Origin of the sequence: Paraburkholderia sp. DHOC27, from assembly GCF_003429005.1 — a bacterium.
GTDB lineage: Bacteria > Pseudomonadota > Gammaproteobacteria > Burkholderiales > Burkholderiaceae > Paraburkholderia.
Genome location: NZ_QVQV01000011.1, coordinates 187,562 through 198,790 on the forward strand (window position 1 = coordinate 187,562; position 11,229 = coordinate 198,790).

The 11,229-nt window shown below is 64.6% G+C and carries 13 protein-coding genes and 1 pseudogene; 7 read left to right on the top strand and 7 right to left on the bottom strand.

Going from position 1 to position 11,229, the window contains the following annotated elements; translation table 11 throughout:
• Positions 1-9 precede the first annotated feature (9 nt).
• Positions 10-714 (top strand): P-loop NTPase, encoded by a 705-nt coding sequence (locus D0B32_RS29375; RefSeq protein WP_117337837.1) that lies wholly within the window; start codon positions 10-12, stop codon positions 712-714.
• The gene (locus tag D0B32_RS29380) at positions 707-1,429 is read left to right on the top strand and encodes a hypothetical protein (protein ID WP_117337838.1); all 723 of its coding nucleotides are present in this window, start codon (positions 707-709) and stop codon (positions 1,427-1,429) included. Before D0B32_RS29375 ends, D0B32_RS29380 begins: the two co-directional genes overlap by 8 nt.
• Positions 1,430-1,540: 111 nt before the next feature.
• Here D0B32_RS29380 and D0B32_RS29385 read toward each other — a convergent pair whose 3' ends face one another.
• From D0B32_RS29385 to D0B32_RS29400, 4 genes are all read right to left on the bottom strand, one after another.
• On the bottom strand, positions 1,541-1,798 hold the full coding sequence (locus tag D0B32_RS29385; RefSeq protein ID WP_404935616.1) for a DUF6900 domain-containing protein: 258 nt from the start codon (positions 1,796-1,798) through the stop codon (positions 1,541-1,543).
• A gap of 145 nt (positions 1,799-1,943) precedes the next feature.
• A complete protein-coding gene (locus tag D0B32_RS29390; protein ID WP_117337839.1) occupies positions 1,944-2,189 on the bottom strand; it encodes a hypothetical protein in 246 nt (81 codons plus the stop codon).
• 126 nt (positions 2,190-2,315) lie between these two features.
• Positions 2,316-4,580, bottom strand: coding sequence for a ParB/Srx family N-terminal domain-containing protein (locus tag D0B32_RS29395; RefSeq protein WP_117337840.1), 2,265 nt, complete (start codon positions 4,578-4,580; stop codon positions 2,316-2,318).
• 123 nt (positions 4,581-4,703) lie between these two features.
• On the bottom strand, positions 4,704-5,537 hold the full coding sequence (locus D0B32_RS29400) for a DUF932 domain-containing protein (protein ID WP_117337841.1): 834 nt from the start codon (positions 5,535-5,537) through the stop codon (positions 4,704-4,706).
• Positions 5,538-6,372: 835 nt separating this feature from the next.
• Between D0B32_RS29400 and D0B32_RS29405 the strand changes: the two genes are divergently transcribed.
• Positions 6,373-6,657, top strand: coding sequence for a hypothetical protein (locus D0B32_RS29405; protein ID WP_117337842.1), 285 nt, complete (start codon positions 6,373-6,375; stop codon positions 6,655-6,657).
• Positions 6,658-6,780: 123 nt separating this feature from the next.
• Here D0B32_RS29405 and D0B32_RS29410 read toward each other — a convergent pair.
• Positions 6,781-7,081: pseudogene (locus D0B32_RS29410) on the bottom strand (cupin).
• Between the two features lie 114 nt (positions 7,082-7,195).
• A complete protein-coding gene (locus tag D0B32_RS29415) occupies positions 7,196-7,927 on the bottom strand; it encodes a helix-turn-helix domain-containing protein (RefSeq protein WP_259295209.1) in 732 nt (243 codons plus the stop codon).
• Positions 7,928-8,087: 160 nt separating this feature from the next.
• Between D0B32_RS29415 and D0B32_RS29420 the strand changes: the two genes are divergently transcribed.
• The 4 genes from D0B32_RS29420 (at position 8,088) to D0B32_RS29435 (ending at position 10,944) form a co-directional block, all read left to right on the top strand.
• Positions 8,088-9,548 (top strand): SLC13 family permease, encoded by a 1,461-nt coding sequence (locus D0B32_RS29420; protein WP_117337844.1) that lies wholly within the window; start codon positions 8,088-8,090, stop codon positions 9,546-9,548.
• 155 nt (positions 9,549-9,703) lie between these two features.
• Complete coding sequence (locus tag D0B32_RS33145; protein WP_310591215.1) at positions 9,704-10,144, top strand: LysR family transcriptional regulator; 441 nt, start codon at positions 9,704-9,706, stop codon at positions 10,142-10,144.
• A 214-nt stretch (positions 10,145-10,358) separates the two neighbouring features.
• A complete protein-coding gene (locus D0B32_RS29430) occupies positions 10,359-10,619 on the top strand; it encodes an addiction module antitoxin (protein WP_117337858.1) in 261 nt (86 codons plus the stop codon).
• 4 nt (positions 10,620-10,623) lie between these two features.
• The gene (locus tag D0B32_RS29435) at positions 10,624-10,944 is read left to right on the top strand and encodes a type II toxin-antitoxin system RelE/ParE family toxin (RefSeq protein ID WP_117337846.1); all 321 of its coding nucleotides are present in this window, start codon (positions 10,624-10,626) and stop codon (positions 10,942-10,944) included.
• Positions 10,945-10,949: 5 nt separating this feature from the next.
• Here D0B32_RS29435 and D0B32_RS32800 read toward each other — a convergent pair.
• The coding region (locus D0B32_RS32800) for a hypothetical protein (protein ID WP_220444983.1) at positions 10,950-11,229 on the bottom strand (280 nt) is incomplete at its 5' end.

The following is an 11,229-nucleotide window of genomic DNA, read 5'->3' on the forward strand; positions in this document are numbered from 1 at the left end:
GGAGTCACCATGAACAAGACAGTCGACACGACAGTCAACCCCATCTATCTCGTCGGCGGTGGCAAAGGCGGCGTCGGCAAGAGCGTGGTCGCGCTCGCGCTCGTGGATCACCTGCAGCGCCGGGGCGTGAATACTGTGCTGGTGGAAAACGACACGTCGAATCCTGACGTGATGCGCGCAGTACACGAAGAGATTGCGTGTGCATCGTTCGATCTGGACACGGCGGGCGGCTGGATCGACATGGTGAACTACTGCGACGGGCATCGCGATGCGGTCGTGGTGGTCAGCACGGCGGCGCGCAACCAGGATGGGGTTACGCGCTACGGCGCGACACTGGGCAGCACACTCGATGAACTCGGGCGTCGGCTCGTCGTCTTCTGGGTCATCAACCGGCAGCGCGACAGTCTCGAACTGCTGCGGCAGTTCAGCGAGACGTTCCCGGATGCGACGGTGCATGTCGTGCGCAATGGCTACTACGGTGCGCCTGAACGGTTCGTGCTGTATCAGGATTCGAAGCTGCGCAAAAGCATCGAGGCGAAGGGCCGGTCGCTGGATTTTCCCGAACTCGCGGACCGGGTGGCCGATGATCTGCGCAGCCAGCGACTGTCGGTACGCAAGGCGGTCGAAACCCTGCCCATCGGGCAGCGCGCTGAACTGCTGCGCTGGCGGGCGTGCTACGACGCGATGTTCTCGCAGGTGACGGGCGATGCGTGAACGGCGTTCACGTCGCACGCGTCCCGCTGATCCGCTCGAGCGACTTTTCCTCGAAGTGAGCGGCGCACCACCGGATGACGCAAGCCTGCTGCGCATGCGCCGCGTGTCGGCGGCGCTGAACCTGCGGGACAACGATGCCCTGTGGTCGGTGCTGGCGGTGCTCGAATACTACGTGCGCCTCTACGAGGCGATACCGGAGCGCATCCGGGAGGCGGGCGCGGGCGGCGTCGATGCCGCCCGCGCCGAAGCGTACGCGGCGACGCAGGCCCTGATGGTGCAGCACCGCGAGGCGCTCGCACGCTGCAAGGAAACGATCACGCTGGCGGAGAGGATGACCGCCGAGCACGAGGCGCGCTACCGGGCGGCGCTTGCGGCACTGAACGATAAGGCGCTGTCGGCGCTCACGCAGCGGGCGGCAAACGAGATTGCGCGTGTTGCCGGAAACCGGATCGTGGGAGCGGCGGCAGCCTCGGCTCGTGAGCAGCGGCAACGGCTCGACGCGGCACTCGCGTCATTCGAGCGGGTCGCCATGCGACGCCTGGTAAGGGCGTGTTACGGCCTGGTGGCGGGCGGTCTGGTCGTCGTGCTGCTGGCGGCGGGCGCGGGCGGCGTGGCTGGCTGGTGGGCTGGCATTCATTGGGCACAGGCGGACGGCTCGCCGCCTGTCCGGGCAGGCGACACCTCGCCGGTGCCGCGCGCCGCCAGGCGGCAGTGAATCACGAAGCCTGGAGGGTACAGGCCGTACGGGACACCCGTCGGCGCGAGCCCGTCGCTTGCCCGGCGCGCCTCAGATGCCCCTGGCCCGTTCCGGTGGCTGCAGTTGTGTTCATGCTGTGCCGCCCTGCCGTGCCATCTCTTTCGCGGCGGCGGCCCCGGCGAGGTAGGCGGCTTCAAGTGCGGCCTTGATGGACCAGACGGCGGTGTCATGGAAGTCGAGCCGGTCAGCGTAGCGGGTTTCGAGGGTTTCGATGCCGGGCGTGGTCCTGGCGATTTCAGCGATCTGCCGTCTTGCGGCGGCTGGCAGGTCGGGCATGCTCACGATGATCTCCCGGTTGCGTTTGAAAGACGGTTGCGACGACATCATTCACGCGCGGTTGCGCGGGAACATCAAGCGTTTTTGTCCGTGCGGCGAGCCGTCAGGCCGTTGGGGTGCCGAAGGCCGCCCCTGTGGCTGGCAGGCGCGTCACGGGCTGCGAAGGGCAGAACGGCGAGCCGTCTGCCCGCGCGGCTCAGACTTCGTCGGTTTCACCCCGCATGAAAGCGAGGGCATGGCGAAGCGCCCCAGCGGCCGCGTCATTGTGGTCGAACGCAATCATCGGGGCGCGATAGCCTTCGTCCTCGGCGCGCGCGATTGCCATGTCGTAATGCAGACCGTGTCCGTATTGCAGGTCAGTGGCGTGAACGAAGGTCAGATAGAGGTCGGGCGAGCCTTCAGCATTGATCGCGACCACGGTCATGCGGATGCGGTTGAACATGATATTGCTCCTGTTGAGGTCAGGTGCGCAGGCAGCAGGCCGTGACCCGTGGACAGGACTCAAGGCCGTGCCGCCTGTCCTGCCCCGTTGCCCAGGCAACGGGGCAGGGTTCGCAGGGAATTGCCGTCAGGCCGAGAGCGGGCCGGACTGTCCGATGCTCACGCCGTCAGCAGTCGGGAAGGGCCACGGCGAGTGCGGGCTGGTTGGGGCGTTCACGGGTGCCGTATCGGGTGGCGTGTCGTTGATGTGCTCCGCTCCGGTGCCGGGTTCCGCAGCGGCATCGTCGCCGTCCTGTGCGTCGGTGCCGTCTGTGCTATCTGCGCCATCGCCGTCCGTGCCGCTGTCGTTGTCTTCGTCCCTGTCCTCCTCGTCCTCCTCGCCATCCCGGCCACTCCAGGACGGGACGGCGGGAATTTCCCGGTCGGTGAAGATTTCCGGCACCCAGGTGACTTTCGCGAGCCGCAGTTCGGCGGCGGCCGCTGCGTCGGCCTTCTTCATCTTTTCGAGGTCGGCTGCGGCCTTCGGTGACACGGCGGTGGCGATGACTTCGGCGATACGCGCCTTGCTGACGTGGTCGAAATATGTGGCGCGGGTCGGCGTCCAGTACCGCGTCATGTCGAGGTTCAGCGCCCCCGCGAGCGCGTTGATCGCATGGGGTCGTTCTTCGCCCGTGATCCCGTCGAGCAGGGTGCCGGTGCAGAACGCGAGCAGATCAAGCAGGGTCGTGCCGGGGTCCTGCTGGACAAGCCAGGGCAGCAGGTCGGCGCGCTTCGCGGGCAATTCTGCGATCCACCGCGCACGTTGCGCCTCGACGGCGCTCCACGCGGGGCTGGTGCCCAGGTCGTCTGCGGCCCGCAACAGGCTGTCCTGGTTATTGGTGCCGGTGAGCGCGAGGAAGTCGGGCGCGGACGTGCGCCCGAAGTGCTCGGGCAGTGCCTTTGGCACCAGGTAGTGCAGCAGGGCAGCGAGCGCCACGGTGGGCTGCGCGACCAGTTCTGCATGGATGGCGGCGGTACGGTGGGCGGTGAGGCGCTGGCAGAGCTTCGCGTTGTGAATAGGCCGGAGCTTCGGTGCCTGTGCGGATACCGGATCGTGCGCCTGTGCCTCGGGCGTGCCGGTCACGTCTGCGCCCGCCGCTTCGAGGACGCTGGCGTCCTCGCGCCGCACGAGGCCGCGCTCGATGACCAGTTCACCCTGCGGTCCGACGATGACGAATGCGCCCGCCCCGGCCATCTGCGTTTCGTCCCATACCAGTGCGACGCTTTCGAGGGCGATGAGCGCCGCATTGACGCGTTCGATTTCCTCGTTGAGGCGGTCGGCTTCCTCGTAGGCGCTCTCGTCGTCCTCCGAAAGGGCTTCGAGTTTTTCAGCCAGTTCGTCCTGCTGTGCGGTGAGGGCATCCATCTGCTTCTGCTCGTCATCCGTGTACGGGCGCTGGACCGGGCGAAGCCTGCCATAGCGGTTCAGTTCGAGGAAGTCGCGCTCGACACGTGTCTCGATCCAGCCCCATCCTTCGGCGCGCACTTCTTCTGCAGCGGCATCGAGCTTCTGCGCGACGAGCTTCTGCAGCAGTTCGGCGTCTGCGATGTAACCGGCGTTCTCATCATCGCTGAAGAGGTCACGCCTCACGTACCCGCCCGCTGCTTCATAGGCGGCGAGGCCCACGAAGCGCACGAGGCGGCTGCGGCTCGCATCGATTTCGGCGCGCGTGATCGCCTGACGCAGATAGTTCGGCTGGCGCTGCCACTCGTTCGCATCGAACCAGATGTGTTCCTGCGTTTCATGGTCATCCGCGAGGGCGAGGGCGGCAAGCTGGTCGAGCGTGATCGCGTCCTCGCGCAGCAGGCCGAGCAGCTTTGGTGACACGTTGGCGAGCTTCATGCGGCGCTTCACGGTAAGCGGCGACGCGGAGAAAAGCGCAGCGATGTAATCGACGCTGCGCCCTTCCTCGGCCAGCATCCGGTAGGCGCGCAGCACGTCGAACGGATCGAGTCCTTCGCGTTCGCTGTTCTCGATCAGCGAAATGGCGAGGGCTTCGCCATCGCTGACGATGCGTACCGGCACCGAGTAATCGGCGGCGATGTGTTTCTGCGCATACAGGAGGTCGAGCGCGGCTTCGCGGCGCTGGCCCGCGCAGACGCCGTATTTTCGCTGCTTGCCGCGCCCGCCCTTCATTTCGTGAACGACGAGATTTTGCAACAGGCCCTTGGCGCGGATGTTCGCGGCGAGGCCCTCAATGCCCGAGAGCGGTCGGGTGCGGGCGTTCAGCGGCGAGGGGTGCAGGCTCGAATACGGCACGGCGACGACAGGCTGCTCGTTGCCGAAACTGGTTTCAAGCGGCGTGGCCGGGTGGGCGGTGTCAACGACAGGGGTTTCGACTTGGGCTTGCATGACTGGCTCCAGAAAGTTGGAAAGAAGATTCCGGGTCCGCATTGCGGGATGAGTCAGGACTTGACCCGGAAAGGAGTCCTGATCAATGAATGGTCGGCGGCGTGGTGCGCCGCCCGGTGGTCGCTACACTTTCATCTGCCGCATGGCGTCAGCCAGCATCCACAGCGCTCGGTTGAGCTTCACGTTCTGGTCGATGCCGGTGATGGGACGCGTGGACATGGAGCGTCCGCTGCGCGAGCGTCCGTGCAGGCCGCCCTTGGTGAGGTTTTCCTGCGTTCTCTGGAATACGGTCCAGAGGTCGTCCCGGCGGTCCTCGAAGCGACGCGGGGCGAGTAACTGGCTTTCTGTGACGGGGGCGGGTGCTTCGGTGTCGGACGGGTCGTAGCGCAGCGCGAGGGCGGAGCGCGCGAACGCGTACTGTTCGTCGCGGTCGAGCGTGACGGCTTTCATGCCGTCCTTCTGTTCGCGGATCAGATCGAAGCCGTCGAGCACATCGAACGCGCCGTTGATGACGTTCTGCACGATGTTGCCCCTGTGCGGGACGCGGACCTCGCCGATGGTTTCGCCCGCAACCATCCCGTTCTGGCAGACGAAGCGATAGACGCCACCGAGTAACTGGAATCCGCTGGACCCATCGTGCGAATTGAGGAGGATGACTTCGTTGACGTCCTCGCCGGTAATTTCGCTCGCAGGACGCATGCGGATCAGATGCTTGGTGAATTCGCGCTTGTCCTGATCGCGCACGCGGGTCTGGCACACCATGAACGGCTGGAAGCCTTCGTTGCGCAGACCGCGCAGCACGTCGATGGTGGGAATGTAGGTGTAGCGTTCGGAGCGGCTTTCGTGCTTGCCGTCCGCGAAAATCGAGGGAGCGACACGGCGGATCTGGTCGTCCGACAGCGGCGAGTCGGAACGGAGCATCGGGGAACCGTAACGGAAGGAGGAAGCGAGTTGCATGACACTCTCCACAGCAAAAAGGTTGAGGGGTGTTGCGCTGACCGGGCCCCAAGATTCCGCCCGCCTCGTAGGGGTTGGGCTCGTCCCGGTGGAACCCGGGGTTGGCAGTGCTGCCGCCAGTCCCCTGAGTTCGCGCCCGTGCGACTGAAGGAGCCGATGGCCGCCCGGTGTCAAGGAAAAAGGCGAGGGAGGGGTGCGGGCAACACGGTCCCTCGTCCCTTGACACCGGGCGGCCATCGGCTACGGTCGCGGGTGTCGGGCGGGAACTCAGGGGGCAGGCGGCTGCGAAGCTCCGGGTTTGACCGGGATGAGCCGCCGCGCGGCGAGCGCGATCGTGGGGGCCGCCTGTGCGGCCTCCACCTGACCAGGTCTTTCAGGGGTTAAAAGGGGGTTGCGTCAGGGATTGATGCCCGGCAGGGCCGGGACGCCGCAGGCGGCCCGGTGCGAAGGCACGAAAGCCCGGCCCGCAACGTGAGTGGCGGGAGACGTCCCGCTGGCCGTCACATGCAACACGATCGCCCGTCAGTCGGGTCATCGTGGGCGAAACGGCCAGATCCGCAACCGGAAGCCGGTGCAGGGCTCATCGTCCGTGGACGTTCCACGCGGTTTGCATCCCGGGTCAGTCCATCAGGGGAAACTGCCGTGCCGCGTATTACTGTCGCGGCGCCGGTAACGGGTGCGAACGGTGTGACGGCATGGGATGAATCAGGCGACCGCGCGATGGCCATTGCTGCTGATGAGAGAATCCCCGGCGGCACCGCCGCGGGCTCGTCGCAGGGCGCGTGCTTGCTACAATAGCCACCCGTTCAAGCAACGAAAGCAGCGTGACATAGCGATGCCTGTGCAGCCAGAGAGTGAATTCGTGGACGTTCCCCGGGCAGCGGACAAGCCCCGGCGGTTAACGCTTGCCACCGCGCTGGCGCAGCGGGAGCGAACAAGCGCATCCATCGGCTCGCGCATCCATGCGGACGTGTTCGAGCTTGAGGTGGTGGACATCGGGCCATACACGGATCGGGACGGAAACGTCGTGACCTTCCTTGCGCGCCCGGCCGGGGATACCGTGCCGCGCACCGGTGACATCCTCAGAACCGCCTGGGGTATCTGCAGGGTTGTGGAGTGACCCGCGCACCGCGTCGAGGGCACGCCAGTGCGCGCGAAACGGGTCGTCAAGCCAGGCGCATGAAGAAGTGACCGGTGAGAAACGCAGATGCAGGTTCCCCCCGGTCCCCTTTGGTGCCGTCAGTCAGACGCTGCCTTCGCGCTCAACAACGAGAATGCGCGCCTCGCCCCGCGGATGGGCGACGTGTTCGCAGCCAACTCCCGCGTAAAGACATCTCCGGCGGCCAGCGTGACGACCCGTTCTTCGCCCGCCTCACGATAATGCATGTCTACGTTTCATCGAGCACGGCGAAGATCTCTTCGCCGTCGTTCACATGCCACCGGTGCGGCTGGTCTGTCCAGTGCAGACGTACGCTGATGCCCTGCATCGTCGCGATGTCGAGCGCACCCCACGCGCGGTCTGGCGTGAACTCGCGGCAGCGGATACTTTCACGGCTTGCTCCTGACTGAAGAGGGATCCATCGTAGCCCGCGGTGCCCATAACCGTGCTGGCGGCGAGCTTCGCGACGCGGCGCGCATGAAGGGGTCCCGATGATCGATTACAGGCGTCGCGCGCCCGACGTGCCCGCGAGCTGTGAAGGCGGGAAGCCGAGTGCGTGCCGGAACATGGTGGAGAAGGCCGGCGCATTCGCATAGCCGAGTTCAGCTGCGACCACGTGCAAAGGGACGCCCCGGCCGATGAGGTCGATGGCGCGTGAGAGCCTGAGCTGACGGCGCCAGATTGCGAAGCTCGTATTCAGCTCGCCCTGGAAAAGCCGGGCCAGCGTCCTGTCGCTCGCGCCGACCACGCGGGCCCATTCCTGGAGCGTGCGGTCCGAGCCGGGCTCTTCCATCATGGCCGCGCATAGCGTGCGCAGCCGCCGTTCAGTGGGCAAGGGCAGGCCCAGGGGCAGCGTGGGCGCCTCGCGGATTTCCTCGAGCAGCAGCTGCATGGCGAGGGACCGGTGGCGGGGCGAAGCCGGCGCGCTGCCGGCGACCGATTCGGTGAGCACGCGCATCAGGTCCGAAACTTCGATGACCGAGCACGCATCGGGCGGCAGCGGCGATGCACCCGGCTCGATATAGAGCGCGTGAAACTCGACGTGCCCGAGCATGACCACCTGGTGGTCGATGCCGGGCGGAATCCACACCGCACGCCAGAGCGGCACGATCCACATCATCCCGGGCGCGCTGACACGAATGCTCCCGACCCGCGGGCAGGCGAGCTGCCCCCAGGTGTGCCGGTGCCACTCGATGATGCCGTCCGGCGGCGGCAGGCGCAGGTGCGCCATGACCGGCTCCTTGCGGGTGGGCACTCTCTTGGGCTGCGGATCCCAGGTATCGCGTCGTGGCATGTTTTCGTAAGAAGATGTCTGTCAGTCGAATCATCGCCATTGTACAACTGCCTATGATGAAAGCAGTTGAGCGAAGAGACGATGGTGGGAGACGACAGTGGGTGAACTGAAGGCAGCCGGGGTCGAAGTGGAGGGACCTGCGCGCAAACCCGGGCGCAGGTCGGTGCATGCGCGTTACGGGGAGCAGATCGGCACGGGCCTGCTGATCCTGTGGGTGGTGGCGGCGCTCTTCCTGACGCGATACGTACCGCTCATCCGCGGCTATCCGGTGGCTATGTCCCAGGCAGCGATCGTTGTGTTCTTCACGGTCTGTTCATGGGCGCTCGGGTTGCTGAAAGAGCCCATCACGACGCTGCTGTTTTTCCTCTTCGCGATGCTGTTCAGTGTCGCGCCGGCGCAGACGGTTTTCGCAGGGTTTTCGTCTCCCGCCTGGTGGCTGGTGTTCGGCGGCGCGATAACGGGCGTGGCGGTGCGTGTGACAGGGCTCGCGGGCCGTTTCAGCAATTTCCTGCTGGCCGCGAGGATCGACACATACGGGCACTATGTTGCCGCGGTCGCGCTCGGTGCCGTAGCCCTCGCGTTCGTGATGCCGTCGACGACGGGCCGGGTCCTGCTGCTCACGCCGCTCGCGCTGACCCTGGCGGACCGCCTGGGTTTCGGGCCCGGACGGCGCGGGCGCACGGGACTGGTGATGGCGGTCGCTGCGGGAAGCTACATGCCGCCGACGACGATCCTGCCCGCGAACATCCCGAACTCGGTGCTGCTTGGCGCGGCGCAGTCACTCTATGGCGTCCACCTGCATTACGGCCCGTACTTTCTCCTGCATTTTCCCGTGCTCGGCGCGCTGAAGACCGTTGTCCTTGTCTGGCTTATCTGCCGCTTGTTTCCGGACCGCGTCGAGTCTGTTTCCCGGCCTGAAGCGATTGACGGGCGGCTGTCGGGACGGGAATGGACGCTCACAGTCATCCTTGGACTGTCGCTGCTGTGCTATGCGACCGACTTCTGGCATGGCATCTCTCCTGCATGGGTGAGCCTCGCCGCTGGCGTGGCGTGCCTGCTTCCGCAGACGGGAATCGTGCCGGCGAAGGACTTCAGCGAGCAGGTCCACGTTACGCCACTCGTGTACGTCGCCGGATTTCTGGGGCTCGGCGCGCTGATTTCGGAATCCGGGCTCGGGGGCTGGGCGGCCGGTCTGATACTGCACTGGGTGCATATGATGCCGAGCCACACGCTCGCGAACGTGATCTGGCTTGAGCTGACTGGCGTATGCATCGGACTGCTGACGACATTGCCGGGACTGCCCGCGGTTCTGACTCCGGTGGCGGGGCAGTTCGCGCATGCGAGTGGATTGCCGCTGTACACCGTGCTGATGCTTCAGGTGCCGGTGTTCTCAACGGTTTTCCTGCCGTACCAGTCGCCGCCCATGATGATCGCGATGCATATGGGCGGCGTTTCCCTGCGGGACGGGACGAGGTTGTGCCTTTGCCTTGCGTCGATCACGGTGATTGCCCTCCTGCCCCTGGACTGGATGTGGTGGAGGCTGCTGGGCGTGGTGTGAGGTATTCCCGCGGTGAACGCGTCTGTTGCGTCATGTCCGGGCCAGGATGTGCCTGGAGCGGCGAGGGACGAGCGTGGCTGGTCAAGCACGCAGCAGCATACCGCATAGGCAGGTGACGATCGTGTGGGCAGAACGATCTGCTGGACCTGAGACGATTGCGCTATTTTGTGGCCTTGGCCGACGAGTTGCATTTCGGGCGTGCCGCGCAGAGGCTGCATGTCGCGCAGCCGCCTTTGACACGTCAGATCGGGCTGCTGGAGGCCGAACTGGAATTTCCGCTGTTCCACAGGACAAGCAGGACCGTTCAACTGACGACGGCGGGTGCGAGATTTCTGCCGTTCGCGCGTGCCATCGTGGACGACTGCGTACGGGCCGGGGATTACGCGAGGAAGCTCGCGCGGGGCACTGCCGGATCGGTGACGATTGGATATTCCGCTTCCGTCTCGCTGGACGCCGGATTCGGCCCCGCACTCAGATTGGCAGCGTTACAGTTCCCCGATATCGGATGGTCACTGGTGGAGATGCCGTCGGGCATCCTGAACGAAAGTGTTCGGGGCGGGGGCGGACGTTCTGTCACCGTCATGCGCTCGACATGAGAGAGGGACTCATTTTTCGGCGGTCTCGAACAGTCAATGGGACTGTCCGTTATTAATGTGCCGTACACGGCTGCCGCAAAGCTCGCGGAGAAGATCGATGTATTTGTTTGCCGATGCCCGAAAGAATCCGGCACCGTAGTACGGCCCCGTAGTACGGTTGCCTTCGTATTCGTTTTTGAGTATATTGAATACGGCAATGTACTTGGAGCAGACTATGTCTCGGACGACCCCTACCACGATGACGGTTCGCCTCAGCGGGCCGCTCAGCGATTTTGTGTCCGCGAATGTCGGTGAACATGGCGACTACGAGAACGTCAGCGAGTATGTTCGAGATCTGATTCGGCGCGATAAGGAACACAAGGAGGCGAAAGCATTCGAGCGGCTCAAGGCTGAACTGGTCCACGCCTATGCCGCTCCCGAATCGTCGTATACGCCATTGACGGCGGCCGATGTGATCGCGCGCAACCGGGCCTGACGGGATGCCAAAGGTGCAGGTTCGCGTTCAGGAAGCAGCGTCTTTCAGAATCGACGAAATTTATCGCTATACTCGCGATCGGTGGGGCGCGGAGCAGGCCGATCGCTACATTTCTGGTTTGTTCGATGCCTTTGATGGCATAGCTGATCACCAAACACCTTCACGTCCCATCCCGGCAGAATTCGGCATTCAGGGCTATTTTTTCCGTTACGAACATCATTTTGTCTATTGGCGCCTTCTCTCCGACGGCAACGTCGGCATCGTCACGATCCTCCACGAGCGGATGCATCAAATCGATCGTTTCCGGGACGATTTTGGTTTGTAACTTGGTCACCACAAATGGCAATCGGGACGGACAAAGCGGGATTCGAACTGTGTTTTGGGCGGTGAAATTACCATTTCGCCTGTCCCGACGACCGGGAAAATGGGTCTTTTTTTGTATGGGTAGAGGTATGGGTAGCGGAAAGGGGTTTTCTCAGAGCCTTGACTGTAAAGGCTCTCCGGGCGATTTGGCATCCCTCCGTCTCCGCCAGCAATGGCGGCGGAACCCCAAGAGATCGCGGTCTCTTGGGGTTTTGTTTTTTGTGGGCCGTTTTTGTGTGCTGTTGCG